16 protein-coding genes are annotated in these 18580 nt (G+C 63.7%); 9 read left to right on the forward strand and 7 right to left on the reverse strand.

Features of this window, described 5'->3' with window-relative positions:
* Positions 1 to 8 precede the first annotated feature (8 nt).
* Positions 9 to 2420, reverse strand: coding sequence for an aldehyde dehydrogenase family protein (locus AC07WT_RS33165; RefSeq protein WP_494950220.1), 2412 nt, complete (start codon positions 2418 to 2420; stop codon positions 9 to 11).
* Positions 2421 to 2436: 16 nt separating this feature from the next.
* A complete protein-coding gene (gene deoC, locus AC07WT_RS33170; RefSeq protein WP_494950221.1) occupies positions 2437 to 3447 on the reverse strand; it encodes a deoxyribose-phosphate aldolase in 1011 nt (336 codons plus the stop codon).
* 503 nt (positions 3448 to 3950) lie between these two features.
* Between deoC and AC07WT_RS33175 the strand changes: the two genes are divergently transcribed.
* From AC07WT_RS33175 to AC07WT_RS33200, 6 genes are all read left to right on the forward strand, one after another.
* Positions 3951 to 4580 carry a TetR/AcrR family transcriptional regulator gene (locus tag AC07WT_RS33175; RefSeq protein WP_494950222.1) on the forward strand — a complete coding sequence of 210 codons (630 nt, stop codon included), beginning with the start codon at positions 3951 to 3953 and terminating at the stop codon, positions 4578 to 4580.
* Between the two features lie 192 nt (positions 4581 to 4772).
* Entirely contained in the window at positions 4773 to 5921 is a 1149-nt protein-coding gene (locus AC07WT_RS33180; protein WP_494950223.1) for an acyltransferase family protein, read from the forward strand.
* A 267-nt stretch (positions 5922 to 6188) separates the two neighbouring features.
* On the forward strand, positions 6189 to 7541 hold the full coding sequence (locus tag AC07WT_RS33185) for an MFS transporter (protein WP_494950224.1): 1353 nt from the start codon (positions 6189 to 6191) through the stop codon (positions 7539 to 7541).
* A 33-nt stretch (positions 7542 to 7574) separates the two neighbouring features.
* On the forward strand, positions 7575 to 8234 hold the full coding sequence (locus AC07WT_RS33190) for an RraA family protein (protein ID WP_494950225.1): 660 nt from the start codon (positions 7575 to 7577) through the stop codon (positions 8232 to 8234).
* Positions 8235 to 8340: 106 nt separating this feature from the next.
* Positions 8341 to 9153 carry a class II aldolase/adducin family protein gene (locus tag AC07WT_RS33195; protein ID WP_494951100.1) on the forward strand — a complete coding sequence of 271 codons (813 nt, stop codon included), beginning with the start codon at positions 8341 to 8343 and terminating at the stop codon, positions 9151 to 9153.
* Positions 9154 to 9237: 84 nt separating this feature from the next.
* On the forward strand, positions 9238 to 10164 hold the full coding sequence (locus AC07WT_RS33200) for a 2-hydroxyacid dehydrogenase (protein WP_494950226.1): 927 nt from the start codon (positions 9238 to 9240) through the stop codon (positions 10162 to 10164).
* On the opposite strand, the gene AC07WT_RS33205 is transcribed toward AC07WT_RS33200, so the two are convergent.
* Positions 10158 to 11138, reverse strand: coding sequence for a LysR family transcriptional regulator (locus AC07WT_RS33205; RefSeq protein ID WP_494950227.1), 981 nt, complete (start codon positions 11136 to 11138; stop codon positions 10158 to 10160). The two genes, AC07WT_RS33200 and AC07WT_RS33205, sit on opposite strands and share 7 nt — an antisense overlap.
* A 143-nt stretch (positions 11139 to 11281) precedes the next feature.
* On the opposite strand from AC07WT_RS33205, the gene AC07WT_RS33210 reads away from it, so the two are divergent.
* A complete protein-coding gene (locus tag AC07WT_RS33210; RefSeq protein ID WP_494950228.1) occupies positions 11282 to 12511 on the forward strand; it encodes a Zn-dependent hydrolase in 1230 nt (409 codons plus the stop codon).
* 7 nt (positions 12512 to 12518) lie between these two features.
* A complete protein-coding gene (locus AC07WT_RS33215) occupies positions 12519 to 13472 on the forward strand; it encodes an HpcH/HpaI aldolase/citrate lyase family protein (RefSeq protein ID WP_494950229.1) in 954 nt (317 codons plus the stop codon).
* Here AC07WT_RS33215 and AC07WT_RS33220 read toward each other — a convergent pair.
* A complete protein-coding gene (locus AC07WT_RS33220; RefSeq protein WP_494950230.1) occupies positions 13469 to 13624 on the reverse strand; it encodes a hypothetical protein in 156 nt (51 codons plus the stop codon). The genes AC07WT_RS33215 and AC07WT_RS33220 overlap by 4 nt on opposite strands.
* On the opposite strand from AC07WT_RS33220, the gene AC07WT_RS33225 reads away from it, so the two are divergent.
* Positions 13623 to 14939, forward strand: a complete 1317-nt coding sequence (locus AC07WT_RS33225; RefSeq protein ID WP_492589697.1) for an MFS transporter — start codon at positions 13623 to 13625, stop codon at positions 14937 to 14939. The two genes, AC07WT_RS33220 and AC07WT_RS33225, sit on opposite strands and share 2 nt — an antisense overlap.
* 198 nt (positions 14940 to 15137) lie before the next feature.
* On the opposite strand, the gene AC07WT_RS33230 is transcribed toward AC07WT_RS33225, so the two are convergent.
* The 3 genes from AC07WT_RS33230 to AC07WT_RS33240 all read right to left on the reverse strand — a co-directional run bounded on the left by AC07WT_RS33230 (position 15138) and on the right by AC07WT_RS33240 (position 18531).
* Positions 15138 to 16250: an acetoin dehydrogenase dihydrolipoyllysine-residue acetyltransferase subunit gene (locus tag AC07WT_RS33230; protein ID WP_494950231.1), complete on the reverse strand. Its 1113-nt coding sequence runs from the start codon at positions 16248 to 16250 to the stop codon at positions 15138 to 15140.
* Positions 16251 to 16253: 3 nt separating this feature from the next.
* A complete protein-coding gene (locus tag AC07WT_RS33235; RefSeq protein ID WP_492589693.1) occupies positions 16254 to 17258 on the reverse strand; it encodes an alpha-ketoacid dehydrogenase subunit beta in 1005 nt (334 codons plus the stop codon).
* 289 nt (positions 17259 to 17547) lie between these two features.
* Complete coding sequence (locus AC07WT_RS33240) at positions 17548 to 18531, reverse strand: thiamine pyrophosphate-dependent dehydrogenase E1 component subunit alpha (protein ID WP_494950232.1); 984 nt, start codon at positions 18529 to 18531, stop codon at positions 17548 to 17550.
* Positions 18532 to 18580 lie beyond the last annotated feature (49 nt).

Here is an 18580-nt window from a genome sequence, read left to right on the forward strand (position 1 = left end):
ACTGTCGATCAGTCTCCGTACGGTATCCAGATGTTCTTCACCTGCACGGCCTGGCGCAGAAACGGCAGGCCTTCACTTGAGCGGTCGAACCAGTCGAACCGACGTCCGTGATCGACGAACGTGCGCTTCAGATTGCCGATCGACTCGCGTTCGACCAGCGCCGAATCCGCCGCATTGCCGAAGCACCAGACGGCATCGACGTCGTCGTGCCTGGCAAGCGCCGGCAGCAGCGCGCCGCGCTCACCCGTCACGATGTTGAGCACGCCGCCGGGCACGTCCGAGGTCTCGGCCACCTGATAAAAGTCGGTGACCGTAAGCGGACACGCCGCACTCGGCAACACGACGACGCGATTGCCCATCGCAAGCGCGGGCGCCGCCAGCGAAACGAAACCGAGTAACGGCGCCTCGTCCGGACACACAATGCCGATCACGCCGAGCGGCTCGTGCATCGCCAGCGCGACGCCGCGCAGCGGCGGCGTATGGACGGCGCCGTCGAACTTGTCGGCCCACGCGGCGTACGTGAACAGACGCGTCACCGCTGCGTCGACTTCCGCACGCGCCGCCGCTTCCGTGGCACCGTTTCTCACGACGAGCTGCCGCGCGAATTCGTCCGCGCGCACGGCGAGGTTCTCGGCGAGATAGAAGAGCACCTGAGCGCGGCTATGGGTGCTCGCCTGCGACCACTTCTGCGCCGCCCGCGCCGCTTCGACGGCGTTGCGAATGTCCTTGCGGTTGCCCTCGCCCACTTCGCCGACCGGCGTGCCGTCCGGTGCGTGAACCTGCAACGAATAGCCGCTGTCCGGCCGCACCTGCTTGCCACCGATGAACAGCTTCGCGGTGCGGTCGATCAACGCGACATTCGCGACGTTCGTGACACTCGAAGGCTGATCACGCTTGCCTGCGCCTGCCGCTGCCGGAGCAACCGCCGGCCGACGCTCCGCAAGGTTGAGCCACGCACGCGGTTTCAGATATTCGTAGATGCCCTCACGTCCGCCTTCGCGCCCATAGCCCGATTCGCGATAGCCACCGAAGCCGACCGCCGCGTCGAACAGGTTCGTCGCATTGATCCACACGACGCCGCACGCAAGGCGCGGCGCGATGTCGAGCGCGCGGCCGATCGTCTCGCTCCACACGCTAGCGGCGAGCCCATAGCGTGAATTGTTGGCGAGTGCGATGGCTTCGTCGGGGGTACGAAAGCTCATCGTCACCAGCACCGGGCCGAAGATTTCTTCTTGTGCAAGCGTGGAGGCCGGCGCCACACCGGCGACGAGCGTGGGCGGATAAAAGCAGCCGCCGGCCGGCATCGCGGCATTGGGCGATTGCCAGACCGAGCAGCCCTCGCGCCGCCCGCTTTCCACCAGCGACTGGATGCGCTCGAGCTGCACCGGATCGACGATCGCGCCGATATCGATGCTCTTGTCGAGCGACGTGCCGACCCGCAGCGTCTCCATGCGGCGCTTCAGCTTCGCGATGAAGCGCGCTTCGATACCTTCCTGCACGAGCAGCCGCGAGCCCGCGCAACAGACCTGCCCCTGGTTGAACCAGATCGCGTCGACTACGCCTTCCACCGCACTGTCGAGATCCGCATCGTCGAACACGATGAACGGCGACTTGCCGCCGAGTTCGAGCGTCAGCGATTTACCCGAGCCGGCCGTGACTGAGCGGATCGACCGTCCCACCTCTGTCGAACCCGTAAAGGCGATCTTGTCGACCTGCGGATGCGCAACCAGCGCCGCGCCGGTCCGGCCATCGCCCGTGACGACGTTCAGCACGCCCGCGGGCAAGCCCGCGCGCTGCGCGAGTTCGGCGAACAGCAACGCGGTGAGCGGCGTGTATTCGGCGGGCTTCAGCACGACGCAATTGCCCGTTGCAATCGCCGGTGCGATCTTCCACGCGAGCATCAGCAACGGAAAATTCCACGGCACGATCTGGCCGACCACACCGAGCGGCGCATAACCGGCCAATTCGCTGTCCTGCAGCTGCGCCCAGCCCGCGTGATGCAGGAAGTGCCGCGCGACGAGCGGCACATCGATATCGCGCGTCTCGCGGATCGGCTTGCCGTTGTCGAGCGCTTCGAGCACGGCGAACAGCCGGCTATGACGCTGGACCATGCGCGCGAGCGCATACAGGTGCCGTGCACGTCCGGCGCCGCCGAGCGCGAGCCAGCCCGGCTGCGCGGCGCGCGCCGCGGCAACGGCCGCGTCGATATCGGCTGCATCGCCCTGGGCGATCCCGGCAAGCCGCTCGCCCGTCGCGGGCGCGTGCGAGACGAAACGCTCGCCGGCGGCCGGCGCATGCCACGCGCCGCCGATGAAATGCCCGAAGCTTGCCTCGTGTTGCGCGAGCCATGCGCGCGCGGGCTGGTCGTCCTCGGGTGCGGGACCGTACTCCAACGATGAAAAATACTCGGCTACGCTCATGGGATCGGTCTTGTGTTCAGGCTACGGGGTGACGGTTGAAAGCGGAATAACGGCCGCTCACGTGATGTTCGAGCTGGCGTTCGATATCGGCCAGCAGACTCGACGCGCCGATCCGGAACAGCTCCGGTTCGAGCCACGGCCGGCCGAGTTCCTCCTTCATCAGGATCTGGTACGACAGCAGCGACTTCGCGCCCGACACGCCGCCCGCCGGCTTGAAGCCGATCGGCACGCCGGTGCGCTCCCGGTATTCGCGGATCATGCGCACCATCACGAGCGACACGTCGAGCGTCGCGTTGACGCCCTCCTTGCCGGTCGACGTCTTGATGAAATCGGCGCCGGCCATCATGCAGACCATCGATGCGCGCGCAACGTTGGAGAGGGTGCGGATGTCGCCGGTCGCGAGAATCGTCTTCAGATGCGCGGGACCGCAGGCAGCGCGGAACTCGCGCACTGCGTCGTAGAGCGCCCGCCAGTTGCCTGTGAGCACGTATTCGCGCGTGACGACGATGTCGACCTCCGTCGCGCCGTCCGCAACCGAGGCCTCGATCTCTTTCAGCTTCAGCGGATGCGGACTGAGCCCGGCCGGAAACCCTGTCGATACCGCGGCGACCGGAATACCGCTGCCATGCAGCGCATCGGCCGCCGCCGCGACGAAGCGGTGGTACACGCAGACCGCGCCCGTCGTGATCCCCTGCGGCGCGATGCCGAGCGCTTCGAGCAGATCGGCGCGCACGGGCTGGCGCGCCTTCGCGCAGAGGCGCCGCACGCGGCCCTCGGTGTCGTCGCCGTTGAGCGTGGTGAGGTCGATGCAGGTGACGGCCTTCAGCAGCCATGCGGCCTGCGCATCCTTCTTGACGGTGCGGCGCGTGGCGAGCGTGGCCGTGCGCCGCTCCACCGCGGACTGATTGACGCGCAGGCCGTCCAGCCATGACGCGTCGAACGGCGTGCCCGGGTTGCGCACCGGATGGATGAGCGGCCCGCCGCGCAGCGCGACGACCGACGAAGACAAGGAAGGAGCTTCAGGCATGAGACATCCGAAATATTGATGCGACGCACAACACCGGCCGCCGATTCGTTCGCGCCTATGCTACAACGATTGATAGAATTATCACAAGTTTTGCGAATAGATCGTTACATCCGCAAAGATTTCAGCCTGTCTTAGTACCATAATTGTTACTTACGCACCATGTTCATGGTTCAAATATCACAATCACGGTCGTGGCTGATCGCAGCACACGCAAAGAAAAGAATTTCGTCTCCCCTCATGCGCGGCGGCGAAGTGGATGGCGCCGCCATGCAGGCGGCTTGAAAACCCCGGTTGCGCGGCCGGTCCGGCGCTCGTTCCCGGAGGCGCCGTGGTCCAAAAGGTCGTCAGCAGGTCGATGCTTGTAAAATGAAGCTTCAACCGACCTCTTTCGACTATGCAAACCAGGCATCGCCCACACCAGCCCGACGCGCCTCGAGAAGCGGGCAATTCCGAATCCGCGGCCGTGACATCGCGCGAACTCGCACTCACGCTCCGGAGACACCATGGATAATCCCACCCGTTCGGAACGCTCCCGCCGAGCGGCGCTCCAGGCGGCGCTCACCATCGTCGCTCGCGATGGCCCAGGTCAGCTCACGTTTGACGCGATCGCTCGGGAAAGCGGTATGAGCAAGGGCGGACTGATGCATCAGTTCCGCACCAAAGGGGATGTGCTGAAGGCGTTGCTCGAGCATGAGATCGAGTACTTCGAGAATTTCTCGCGCAACTACCTTGCTGCGAATGGAGAGACGAAGGCCGAGCCCAATCTCGCAGCAGAGATCGCCACCATGCGCGAAGCCACGGACAATCCCCATTCCGCGGGTTTTTCCATCCTTGCCGCTCTGGTCGAAGATCCCTCGCTGCTGTCCGCCACGCGCGAGACCACCGCGCAAAAGGTCAAACATATCAAGGCCGAGGCGGCCGACCCGGACCTGGCGCTCCTGCGCTGGGCAGCAGCCAGAGGCCTGGTGTTTACGGCCCTGCTTGGCCTCTGCCCGCTTTCCGAAAAGGAGCGCGGACGTTTGTTCGATCGGCTGCTTGACGAAGACCAGTGGCCGCAAGCTGCTGAGCCCAATAAGAAACTGCGCGCCGCACGCTCGCCGCGTAACGCCAGGAGCGGCGCTCAAAACGGTTGAAACCAATGCGTAAAGTGCGCATATTCCGCGCAGCCCCCGCCGCCACTTTCCAACGAAAGGACATACCGCGGAGTTCGTGTTTGACGACGGCGGAGGACATCCGGATGGACATTAATTTCGCGATTTTTTTCGATTTTTGTCGTTGAGCGCGGAGGTAAGATCGTCGCAGCCTGAATAAAAAAGGGGCAGAAAATGGCGATCACCTTGAATCTGCCAGCGTCCGCGAATCTGAATAAATCGTTAAAGATCGACGCCATTCGATTCATCGCGGCTTTCTGGGTCTTGATGTATCACTTCAAGCCGCCCGCTTTCAAAGAACTTCTCCCGCATCAGCTGGCCTTCCTCGGCGGCGCGTTGTGGTCCGGATCGACAGCGCTGTTTGCGGGGCCCGCCGCCGTCATTGTGTTCTTTGTCATTTCCGGCTATTGCATCCACAACGCTTATCAGAAGGATGTCACGCTCAAGCCGGTCAACTATTACGCATCCCGATTCATCCGTATCGGATTGCCGCTGATCATCCTGCTATGCCTCGTCCAATCGTTGCCGACCGGGCAAAATTATCTGGAGTCCGTGCTTTGGTCGCTCTACTGCGAGATGGTGTATTACGCCGTTTATCCGATCTTGCGGCCCCGGTTTCGCTACATCGGTGAAATGATCGTCGGCAGCGCGATTGCAGCCGGCGTGATGGTGGCGGCGGTTCGTCTGTTTGGGCACCCCGCGTGCCGCGGCTGCGTCTACGAGACGTATCGCATTCCGGGTACCGCTTTACTGTATGCGGCTGGATGGATTTTTGGCTGCCTGATCGCGGAAACCCAGCGCAATGCGGAGCAGTTTCACGTGCGTGGCGCGTATTCGCCGCTCACCATGATGATCAAGCGCGGCCTCGATCGGAGCACTCGCTACCTCGCAAACCATCTGGTTGCGCTGCGAGTGACGGTTGCCGCAGCCGGGGCGGCAGTCATGATTCTGCTGTCCGAATCGAATCTCAAACCGGCGCTCGTGCCGCTGATTACGCCCGATATCACGCTGCCGCTATTTCAGTTTCTGGCGGCGATCTGGATCGCGACGGAAACAGCCACGCCTTCCAAAGCCGGCATTTGGTCCCGACTGGCTGCTTTAGGGGCGTGGTCCTATAGCCTCTATCTTTGCCACAAGATGGCGCTTGCCCTGCTGGAAATGACCGGGTTCGACGGCACATCCCGCTTAGCATGGTTCGTGCAGGTGGCATTGGCGTTCGCCATCAGCTATGCGTTCTACCGGATGATCGAAAGGCCTTCACATCTGATTTCCCAGCGACTGCGGAAATACACAGCGAGTGCGCCGGCTACGCCGGCGACTTGAGCGCGGAGATACCCGTTCTGCGTGGCGTTGCGTTTGATCGAGCCGCGTTGCGTTTGATTGAGCCGCGTTGCACGCGACAGTAGTCGCGGCTTCCAGATTCTCGCAACAGGAATCACGGCGCGCCTCATCATTCGCACCATTAATACAAAGGATTAGAAAACAGACTTTTACTTATTGTTTTTGGCTTCCGATAAAGGCGCCAGGCCATAGCGCAATGGCTGTGTTCATCACCTGAACCTGAAACCGCCATGCCCCAAGGAGAAGCCCATGACTTCCTTACGCCCCGCCGACGCGTCCTCCACGCCAGACGGCACACAAAGCAACATGAAAAAAATCGCCGTCGCGAGTGTGATCGGCACTACCGTCGAATGGTATGACCTGTTCGTCTTCGCAACCGCGTCCGCGCTCGTCTTCAACAAGGTGTTCTTTCCGGGCTTCGTGCCGTTGACCGGCACTTTGCTGGCGTTCGGAACCTTCGCGTCCGCCTACGTCGCGCGGATTGCCGGCGCGGCATTGTTCGGGCATTTCGGCGACCGCCTCGGCCGCAAGGCCATGCTTCTGGTTTCGCTCGTCATCATGGGCATCGCGACATTCACGATCGGCCTGCTGCCGAACTATGCGTCGATCGGCATCTGGGCGCCCATTCTGCTGCTCACGCTGCGCATCGTCCAGGGCCTCGCGCTCGGCGGCGAATGGGGCGGCGCCGTGCTGATGGCCGTCGAGCACGCACCGGCCAACAAACGCGGACTGTACGGCTCGTGGGTCCAGATCGGCGTGCCCGCCGGCACGCTGATCGCCAACCTGGCCTTTCTGATCAGCAACGCCGTGCTCGCGAACGAAGCGCTGCTTTCGTGGGGCTGGCGCATTCCGTTTCTCGCGAGCGCGTTGCTTGTCGGCGTGGGCCTGTACATCCGTCTCAACACGTCCGAAACACCGTCTTTCCGCAAGATCAAGGAGGCCTCCGCGCAGGTCAAACTGCCGATCGCCGATGTGCTGACCAGGTACTGGAAGCAGGTGCTGCTCGGCGGTATCGCCACGATGTCGACCGGCACCTCCTTCAATCTGATCGTCGCGTTCGGTCTTACCTACGGCACGCAGACACTCGGCTTTTCGCGCAACGCGATGCTGTCCATCGCCCTGCTCGCCTGCGCGCTGTGTATCGTGCTGCTGCCGGCCTTCGGCAGGCTGTCCGATATCGTGGGCCGCAAACCGGTGATCATCGGCGGCATTGTCGCTGAAGCGCTGTTCGCGTTCCCGCTCTTCTGGCTGCTGGATACCCGTGAATTTCCGTTTGCCCTGATCGGCTATCTGCTGATGATGACGGCGTTCGCGGCGAACTACGGCCCCATCGCAACCTTCCTCGCCGAGCTGTTCGGCACCGAGGTCCGATACTCCGGCCTGTCCGTCAGCTACATGCTGTCCGGGCTGCTCGGCAGCGCCGCCACGCCGATCGTGACGACGGCGCTGCTGTCCGCCACGGGCCGCGGGTCGTCGGTCGCGTGGTACATGATCGGCTCGGCGGCGGTCTCCGCATTCGCCCTCGTGCTGCTCGCCGAAACGCTTCGCAGGGATCTCTCTTCGACGGCGCGCGCCAGTGCCGCCACGGCAAGCCTGTCGTGAATGCCGGACATCGGATCTGAACAGACTGCTCGCATGCAAGCCAATCCCGACACCTCCTTGTTACACGGCCTCGATACCGTCAGCCTTCCGACGCTCGGCCACTTTCTGGAAAACGGTTTCGCGGATCACCGCATTCGCGCGCTGGTGCCCAACGTGAAGGTGATCGGGCGCGCCGTGACGCTCAAGCTGACATCGCCCGATGCCGTTCCGGTCAACCGCGCGCTAGCGCAACTGAAACCCGGCGACGTGCTGGTGATCGACATGAACGGCGATCACCAGCACGCGCCGGTCGGGGCGGTCACAGCATGTGCCGCGCGCAGCACCGGCGCGGCCGGCATCATCGTCGACGGCGTGGTGACCGATTGGCTCGAACTGCAGCGCACGGGGCTCCCGGTCTTCGCGCGCGGCACCTCATTGCTGACGACGAAAAAACGCGACACCGGTTCAAGCGCGTTCAACGAGCCGGTTGTTTGCGGAGGCGTCGTGGTGCGGCCTGGCGCTATCGTGCTGGCCGACGACAACGGCGTACTGTTCAGCGATGCGCCGACCCTCGCCGCCGTGATCGACATGGCGCTCGCGTCCGATCAGGCGGAACCCGCGTTACTCGCGCGTCTCGACGCGAAAGAACCGGTTCGCGATGTCCTGCAATGCTTCATGCCGCCCAGTATTCAAGCGGCTAATGATCAGCATTAGAACAATAAGGTTGACGAGCCCCCCAACGCCAGCGAACACTACACGCATGACAGCACGTGCGAATCTGGAGTCTTTTGAAATGCAAACGAAGCAATCGCCCGATCCCATGAGCGACAAGTCCGCGCCGCTCGGCGCCAGAATCGGCGCCCGAGTCGATACCCGCTCCGATGCCGAACAGCACGTACGGGAGGAGCTGGCGGCACTCTACCGCCTCGCCGCTCACTTCCGCATGACGGACATGATCGACACGCACATCACGGCACGTCTGCCGGACCGGCCGGGCGAGGCGCCGGCCTTCTTGATCAACCGCTACGGCGTGCTTTTTCACGAGATGCGCGCGTCGGATCTGGTGAAGATCGATCACCACGGCAACGTCATCGACGAACGCGCGCACAGTGAGCCGGAACTGTTCCGGGTGAATGCCGCGGGTTTCACGATTCATTCGGCCATCCACGCAGCGCGCGACGACCTGCATTTCGTGATCCACACGCATACGGCCGCCGGAACCGCGGTGTCGGCGCAGGAGCATGGGCTGCTGCCGATCAGCCAGCATGCGCTGAAGTTCTACGGCAAGCTCGCTTATCACGACTACGAAGGCATCGCGCTCGAACTCGGCGAGCGCGAACGGCTGGTGCGGGATCTCGGTTCCTGCAAGGCGATGATCCTGCGCAATCACGGACTGCTCGCGGCGGGCGCGACGGCGGCCATTGCCTTTCACGAGATCTATTTTCTCGAGCGGGCCTGCCAGGCGCAGATTCAGGCGCTGGCCGGCGGCACCGCGCTGCGCATTCCACCGCGCGAAGTATGCGAGTTGACCGCCGCCCAGTTCGATCGCGAGGACTCGGCGGAAATCGCGGACGTGGCATGGCGCGCGGCGCTACGGCTCATCGACGACCCGCAATCCGATTACCGCAGCTAGTTTCCCGCGGCCAGGTCCCGCAGCCAGGCCCGCTTCACCCTTCGCGATACGTGCCGTCGCCATGCACGTATCGCCAACGACGCCATGACCAAACTTGTCCTGATGAGTCGTGACTACGACATGTCACACCTCGTGCCGCCGATCCTGCGCGCGGCCCCCGAACTCGACGTCGTGATGCACGGCACGCCTTCAGCCGAGGACGCCGAAATCGCCGTATGCTGGAACCCGCCGGCGGGCGCGCTTGCGTTGCTGCCGAAACTCCGGCTCGTGCATAGCATCGCCGCGGGCGTCGACAACATCCTGTCGGACCCTGCGCTTCCGTCCGTGCCATTGTGCCGGGTCGTCGATCCGCAACACGCGCGCGGCATGAGCGAATTCGTCACATGGGGCGTGCTGCACTATCACCGTCAGCTCGATCGCGTGCTGGCCAATCAACGCGCCGAACGCTGGTTCCGCCACGACCAGCGCGATCCCTCCGAATGCGCGGTGGGCGTCATGGGACTCGGCGAGATCGGCAGCCGCGTCGCGCTGGATTTGCAGCGCTTCGGCTTCGCGGTGCGAGGCTGGGCCCGCAACGCGCGCGAATTGCCGGGCGTGGCGACCTTCGCCGGCTCGCAGGGCTTCGAGCCGTTCCTGGAAGGGACGGACATCCTCGTCTGTCTGCTGCCGCTCACCGAGGAAACGCGCTTGATCCTGAACGCCAACACCTTCGCGCATTTGCGCCCGGGTGCGAAGCTCATTCACGTCGGACGCGGCGAGCATCTGGTTCCCGCGGACCTGATCGCGGCGCTCACGAGCGGCCATCTCGGCGGCGCGATTGTCGATGTGTTTCCGACCGAGCCGTTGCCCAAGGACGATGGCTTATGGCGCGCGCCCAATCTGATCGTCACGCCGCACATGGCGTCGGTGGCAAGTTCGGAGACGATCGGCGCGCAGGTGGCGCACAACGCAAGACGGCTGATGCGCGGCGAACCCTTGAGCAATGTGATCGACGCAGCGCGCGGCTATTGAGCGTCGGGAGCGTCGGGCGAGTGGGCCACTGCGCCTTGCTCCTGCCCGTCGATGAACGCATTCAACGAATCGATAAACGCGGCTTCTGCGGTGCTCAGCTTGCGGTCCAGTGACCACAGCATGTAGATGTCGAGATCGGCCACGCCTTCGTCGGGCGGCAGCCGCTGCAGGCGGCCCTGCGCAATGTCGTCGCGCACGACGTGCTCCGGCAGGCAGCCGATGCCGAAGCCCGCGAAAATGAAACGCCTGACCTCGGTCATGCTCGACGAAGAGCCGACCACCCGCCCCGTGAAGCCCATTTCGTCGCGAAAGAAGGTGAGCGGCGACAGGTGGTCGCCCACCTTGTCGCCGGTGAAAGAGACGAACTTTTCGCCGGCCAGGTCCGCGACGCGAAGATCGCTGCGTCCAAAGAGCGGATGGTGGCGTCCGCAGAAGAGCGCGTAACGCTGACGAAGAAACACGCGGCTATCCACTCGCCTGGGCAACGCGCGCCGCGGCGTCAGTCCGAGCGTGGCGGACTTTTGCTGAAGGCTGTTCACGACATCGGCGCTGCGCATTTCCTGGCTCTCCAGTTCGATGCGCGGATACGTGCGGTGAAAGTCTGCCAGAAAGGTGTCGTAGGCCGGAAAATCGATACCGCTGACGGTGGCCACGCGCACCATGCCGGAAATATCGTGATCGCGATCCACCTCGGCGAGCGACAGACGCGAGATCGTGCCATACACGTCTTCGGCGATCTGCTTCACTTCGATACCGGCCTGCGTCACCTCGATACGCGGTCCGTGACGATCCACCAGCCGCAAGCCGAGCTGCTCTTCCAGACGGCGCAACGCCTGGCTGACGGCGGGCTGCGTCAGATGCAGCTTAGTGGCCGCCCGGCTCACGCTGCCCTCCTTCGCGATCGCCAGAAACGTCCGCAGCAGGTTCCAGTCCAGACGGTCGTTCAGGTAAGTATCCGGGCGCTCTTTGCTCACAATGAGCCTCACTGGTTTCATCATCCGCCAAAATTATACTTAGGATAAGAATTAGAAATTAGACTAATCTTTTTTGATTTCCGATAAAGGCATCACGACGAACCCGACGCCGCCCTCGCGGCTGCGAATTCAGGAGTGTGATGATGCTGAAAATCGATGGTGAACGGCTCTGGACGAGCCTGATGGAGATGGCAAAAGTCGGCGCCACAGCCGGCGGCGGTGTGCGGCGCCTCGCGCTGACGGAGCAGGATGCGGCCGGACGCGCGCTCTTTTCGCAATGGTGCAGCGACGCCGGTCTCACACTGTCCGTCGATCAGGTGGGCAATCTCTTCGCCCGGCGCGCGGGCAAACGCAACGACGCCGCTCCTGTGGCCAGCGGGAGCCACCTCGACACGCAACCCGAAGGCGGGCGCTTCGACGGCGTCTATGGCGTGCTCGCGGCGCTCGAAGTCGTCCGCACCCTGAACGACGCAGGCATTCAGACCGACCGTCCCATTGAAATCGTCGTCTGGACCAACGAGGAAGGCGCCCGCTTCACCCCGGCCATGCTCGGCTCGGCCGCCTTCACGGGCGTCATGCCGCTCGCGCAGGCGCTGGCTACGCGCGACGCCGCAGGGATTTCCGTCGCGCAGGCTCTGCACGCCACAGACTACGCCGGCGCGCGCGCCGTGCCCGGCATCGTCTTCGACGCCTACTTCGAAGCGCACATCGAACAGGGTCCGGTGCTCGAGGAAAGCGGCGTGCCGATTGGCGTCGTCACGGGCGGCCAGGCGATTCGCTGGCTCGACGTGCGCGTGCGCGGACAGGCGGCGCATGCGGGCACCACGCCGATGCAGTACCGGCGCGACACGCTGTTCGGCGCCGCCGAAATGGCCGCGGAGCTGGAGAGCATCGCGGCGGATTTCTTCCCGCAAGGGCTCGCTACCGTGGGTGACCTACAGATACGCAACGCGTCGCGCAACACGATTGCGGCGGACCTGTCCTTCACCGTCGACCTTCGTCATCCTGACGACGCGTTGATCGGCAAAATGGAAAGCGCGTTGCGCGAGCGCTTCGAAGCGCTCGCCAAGCGCCGCCGTCTGGAGGTCGAGGTCGCGCAGCACTGGGTCAGCCCCGCCACGCCGTTCGATCCGGACTGCATTGCCGCTGTCGGCAACGCGGTTCAGGCACTGGACTATCCGCATCAGCGCATCGTCAGCGGCGCCGGCCACGACGCAATTCATCTCGCGAAGCATTGTCCGACCGCGATGATCTTTATCCCCTGCGTCAACGGCCTGAGCCACAACGAGGCAGAAGACGCGCTGCCCGAAGACGTGACACGCGGCGCGGACGTGTTGCTGCACGCGATGCTCGCGCGTGCCGGTCAAAGCTGACAAGCGCATGAACGCTCACCCACCCCCACGTCCGCCGAGCCTGCGGCGCACCTGGCTCTTCGTACCGGGCAACAACACCCGCGCTCACGAAATCGCCCTGCACAGCGGTGCGGACGCTATCGTCGCGGATCTGGAAGAGATGACTGCGCCTGAAGACCGGCCGCGCGCACGCGAACGAATCGTGACGCTCTTGCGCGACTCAGCCGCGCGGGGCCTGTTCAGCTCGGTGCGGATCAACAAACTCGAACAGGACGGATATGCCGATCTCCAGGGCGTCATGCGCGGCATGCCGCGCGCCATCTTCCTGCCGCATGCGGAACACCCGGATCAACTCGCCGCTCTCGACCGCGCGCTGTCCGGCATCGAACTCGACCTTGGGATTGCAGCAGGCTCGACGGAGATTGTTCCAACTATCGAATCCGCGAAGGGCCTGGTCCATTTGGGCGCACTACTTCAGGTCAGTGCACGGATAAGGTGCTGCATGCTGGCGGTCGAAGACCTTGCGGCGAATCTCGGCGCGCGCCGCACGCCCGGCGGCCACGAATTGCTGTACGCGCGAAGCCGCTTCCTGATCGAGTGCATCGCCGCCGGATGCGTACCGATCGATCTGCCCTGCACGTATCGATCCGCTGAGGTGCTCGCCCTTGAGCTCGACGTCTCGACACAACTTGGATTTGCTTCGAAGAGCGTCGTGTTTCCGGAACACGTCGCGGCGATTCATCGTGCGCTCACGCCGGCTGAAGGCGAGGTGCGGGCGGCGCATGCGCTGGTCGAAGCACATCACGCGCAACAGGCCGGGTTTGCTGCTGCCGGCGCCGCATGGATCGACTATCCGGAGCGCAACAACGCCCAGCGCCTGATCGCGCGCGATGCTCGGTTGCGCGAGTTCCATGAGCATCGCGACGCGGGAGCAACACGAATGAGCAGCATGAGCATTAGCCGCCCTGATAGTAAGGATTAGAAATCCGAATTTTGTCGGCGTATTTCGGCGACCGATAAAAGCGGCTGGTCGCACAACCCCACAAGATGCAGCGGTCGCAAAGCATAGACGGCGACGAAATCCGCCGCCGCCCCCGCAGCGAGCGGCCGCATGTTCACGAACAGGATTCCCATGTCCCACCCCGAACAGACTCATCAACCCGTACGCGCCGCGACCGCGGCGTTTATCGGCACGGCTGTCGAGTTCTACGACTACTACACCTACGCGACCGCGGCCGCACTCATTCTCGGCGAAGTGTTCTTCCCCAGCAGCAACCACTTTCTCAGCACGATGGCCTCGTTTGCAACGTTCTTCGTCGGATTCGTCGCACGCCCGTTGAGCGGAGCAGTGTTCGGCCATCTCGGCGACACGCTCGGACGCAAGAAAATGCTGCTGCTGACCATGTTCCTGATGGGGATCGCCACCACTGGTATCGGTTTGCTGCCCGGCTACGACAGCATCGGCATCTGGGCGCCCGTCCTGCTCGTGCTGTTGCGCATCCTGCAGGGCATCGCGGTGGGCGGCGAATGGGGCGGCGCCGTGCTGATGGCAAGCGAACATGCACCAGCGGGCCGCAAGACGCTCTTTGCGTCGTTCCCACAGATGGGCAGTCCAGCCGGCCTGATTCTTTCGTTGATATCGTTCCGGCTCGTCACCTCGCTCGATCACGCGAGCTTCGTTGCCTGGGGTTGGAGACTGCCGTTCCTCGCCAGCTTCGTGCTGCTTCTGATCGGCATGGCGATCCGTCTGGGCGTCAAGGAATCGCCGGAGTTCGAGCAGCTCCGCAAGAGCCGCGAGGTGGTGAAATTTCCCGTTGCGGAGGTGTTGCGCACCGCGTGGTATCCGATCGTGCTGGCAGCGATGGCCACGACGATCGGCTCTGCCGGATTCTTCTTCACCAACACCTTCATGATTTCGTATGTCACGACTTATCTCGGCATGTCGAAATCGTTCATTCTCGATTGTCTGTTCGTCGTCACCGTCATCCAGTTGTGCTCGCAGCCGGTTTCGGCGCTGCTGGCTCAACGTTTCGGCGAGGCCCGCTTTCTGACCTATGCCGCCGTGCTGTCCATGGTCACCCCCTACCCGATGTTCGTGCTCGTGACGACGCAAAATCCTGTCGCGATCATCGCGGGCATCTCGCTCGCGGTGGTGACCCTGTCCGCGATCTACGCGGTCATCGCCGGCTTTATGACACCGGCGTTTCCGACTCAGGTACGTTACTCCGGCATTTCGATCGCCTATCAGCTGTGCGCGACGATCGCCGGCGGCACGACCCCGCTGATCGGCACCATGCTCGCGCAGAACTACAAGGGCGAGTGGTTGCCGCTGGCGGTTTTCTTCAGCGGGCTCTCGGCGGTATCGCTGTTTGGCATCGTCGGCCTCGAACGTTATCGCAAGGGCATGCGAGCGGACTCCATGGCCGCATCCGCCACCCGGTCCGCATGATACGAAGACCGTACCAGCGGGCCGGCCGCCACCTCGCGAGAGCCCGTCGGCCTGGCGTGCAGCCACGCAGGCTTCGGCAAAGCCTCGCCGCCGGAAACCGGCACGATCTTCACCGGAATCCGCGCAAGCCTGGCGGCGCTGCGCTTGCCATGCTGACCGAGCGCGGTGACGCTATCGCCATGCAGGGCGGCGTCCCTCTCAACGCCCCAGAAAATCGTTGAGCAGGCGATTGACCTCCGAGGCTGCTTCCATCTGCACCATATGCCCCTTTCCTTCGAGCACGTGGACGCGAATGTCGCCCGGCAGGCCCTGCGCATGCGCGGCGGGAATGATCTGGTCCTGCGCGCCCCAGATCACCAGCGTGCGCGGCGCAAGCTGAGCGAGCCGTTCGCGATAGCCGGCGCGCTGCACATTGCCGTCGAACGCCGACGACGCGATCTTGCGCAGCGCATCGTTCACGCCTTCGAGCCGCTTGTACTTGACGATGTCTTCGACCAGCTGACGCGTCACCAGCGCCGGGTCGGCGAAGAGTTTCGCCAGATGCGGCTTGAGCGTGTTACGGCTGCTGCCCTCCACAAAGCCGCCGATGTACTCGCCGTTGATCTCCTCGCCGAGACCCGCCCCCGAAATCAATGCAAGCGAAGCAACCCGCCCCGGCGCTTTCGCCGCGACCGTGATCGCCACCAGCGCGCCCATCGAATGTCCGATCAGATGCGCGCTGCCGATGCCGCGATCGTCGAGGAACGCGATCACGCTGTCCGCCAGTTCATCGGCGCTGCCGGTTTCGACCGCTTTGCCGGACTCGCCGTGGCCCGGCAGATCGAGCGCCCACACGGTGCGATGCGCGGCGAGCTCGGCATGATTGAACAGCCAGTTGTTCAGGTCGCCGCCGAAGCCGTGAATCAGCACTGCCGGTGTGCCGCCCTCGCCGAGCTTCAGATAGCGCACGGTGCGCCCGCCGATCTGCGCTTTCTCCGGTTGCGGGCCGCTTGCACCTGCGTCCGCGCTGGCCGGCACGAAGTCGCGCTGGAACACTTCGACCGCGGCATCGATTTCCGCGTCCGGCGTTTCCGCGTCGGCTACCACCGCCAGCAACGCGCCGACCGGCAGCGTATCGCCCTCCTGCGCGATCTGCCGGCGCAAGATGCCGTCGAACGCACATTCGACGCCTGACGAGATCTTGTCCGTCTCCACGTCGAGCACTTCGTCGCCCTTGGCGACCTTGTCGCCGACGGCCTTGAGCCAGCCGTTGACCTGCCCCTGCTCCATCGACAGGCCCCACTTGGGCATCGTAATCATCTGAATCGGCATCGCTCAACCTCTCACTTTCAGAACGGCTTCGGCGATCTGCTGCGCCGACGGGATGTACATGTCTTCGAGCACGCCGGCAAACGGCGTCGGCGTATGCGGCGCGGTCACGAGTTCGATCGGCGCCTTCAGCGAGTGAAACGCGCGTTGGGCGATCAGCGCGGAGATATCGGTGGCCATCGAGCAGCGCGGATTCGCTTCGTCGACCACCACCACGCGGCCGGTCCGCTCCGCGCTTTCGAGAATCGTTTCCTCGTCGAGCGGCGAGGTGGTGCGCAGGTCGATCACGTCGACCTGCACGCCGTTTTTCGCCAGCTTCTCCGCGGCCTCCGTGGCGTAATGCACCATGCGTCCGTAGGTGACGATGGTGGCGTCGTCGCCGTCGCGCACGACGTTCGCCTCGCCGAACGGAATCGCATACGACTCTTCCGGCACCTCGCCTTCGCGGCTGTACAGCAGTTTGTGCTCGCAGAAAATCACCGGATCGTTGTCGCGGATCGCCTGAATCAATAGACCTTTCGCGTCGTACGGCGTCGACGGACACACGACCTTCAGACCAGGTATGTGAGTGAACAGCGAAGTCAGCATCTGCGAATGCTGGGCCGCCGCGCGCAGGCCGGCGCCCTGCATCGCGCGAATCACGACCGGCGTCACCGCCTTGCCGCCGAACATATAGCGAAACTTGGCGGCCTGATTGAAGATCTGGTCGAAGCACACGCCCATGAAATCGATGAACATCAGCTCCGCGACCGGCCGCATGCCGCACGCGGCCGCGCCCACCGCCGCGCCGATATAGCCGCCTTCCGAGAGCGGCGTGTCGAGCACGCGGCCCGGATACTTGTGAAACAGCCCCTTCGTCACGCCGAGTACGCCGCCCCACGCGTCCTGCTCGCCGGGCGAGCCCGCGCCGCCCGCGTTGTCCTCGCCCATCACGATGACGGTTTCATCGCGGGCCATTTCCTGACTCAGCGCTTCGTTGATTGCCTGAGAGAATGTGATCTTGCGTGCCATGTCTGTCTCCTGTGTCGACCAGAGTTAGCGCTTCAGCGCTTACTCTGGTCCCATGCAGAGTTGCGGTCGACCGGAGTTAGCGCTTCAGCGCTTACTCCGGTCCCATGCAGAGTTGCGGTCGACCGGAGTTAGCGCTTCAGCGCTTACTCCAGTCCCATGCAGAATTGCGGTCGACCGGAGTTAGCGTGTCGACCAGAGTTAGCGCTTCAGCGCTTACTCTGGTCCCATAGCGCTTACTCCAGTCCCATGAAAGATGGTTGCCAAATCGTTCAGGTTTGCCACGCGTGCGTTACGGATAGGACACGTAGACGTCGCTCAACAGGTCTTCGGCGGTCGGCAGCGGCGCCGCCTTGGCTTCGGTCACGGCGCTGTCGATCAGGGTCTTGACCTCGGCATCGATGCCGCGCAACGGATCCGCCGTGAGAATTTCGGCGCGTACCACGCGCTCCTCGAAGCGCTTCAGGCAGTCCTTCTCGTCGCGCAGCTTTTGCACTTCGCCAGGCGCGCGATAGGTTTGCGCGTCGCCTTCGAAGTGGCCGAAATAGCGGGAGAATTTCACTTCGACGAGCGTCGGGCCGCCGCCGTGGCGCGCTCGCTCGATCGCTTCGCCCAATGCTTCATGCACCGCGAAGAAATCGAAACCGTCGACGATCACACCCGGCATGCCGAAGCCGCTCGCGCGGTCGGCGATGTTGTCGGTCGCCACCGACCACGTCGACGAAGTCGCTTCCGCATAGCCGTTGTTCTCCGCGACGAAAATCGCCGGCAGCCGCCATACCGAGGCCAGATTCATCGATTCGAAAATCACGCCCTGATTCGACGCGCCGTCGCCGAAAAAGCACACGCCTACGCCGCCGGATTTCTTGTACTTCGCCGCGAGCGCCGCGCCGCAAATCAGCGGCCCGCCCGCGCCGACGATGCCGTTCGCGCCGAGCATTCCTTTCGACAGATCGGCGATATGCATCGAGCCGCCCTTGCCGTGGCACACGCCCGTCTTGCGGCCGTAGATCTCGGCCATCATGCCGTGCACGTCGACGCCCTTGGCGATGCAATGGCCGTGACCGCGGTGCGTCGTCGCCACATAATCCGAATCGTTCAGATGCAGCATCGTGCCCACCGCCGATGCTTCTTCACCCGCGTATAGATGCACGAAACCGGGGATTTCGCCGGTCGCGAATTCGACATGCAGGCGCTCCTCGAACTCGCGGATCGTGCGCATCATTCGATACGCCTTCAGCAGTTCGTCCTTGCTCAAATCACTTGAAACCGACATGGTGTGTCTCCTTGGAGTGAATGCATTACTTGCTCCGACCAATCCGCAA

This window comes from Paraburkholderia sp. GW821-FHT02A12 (assembly GCF_059422005.1).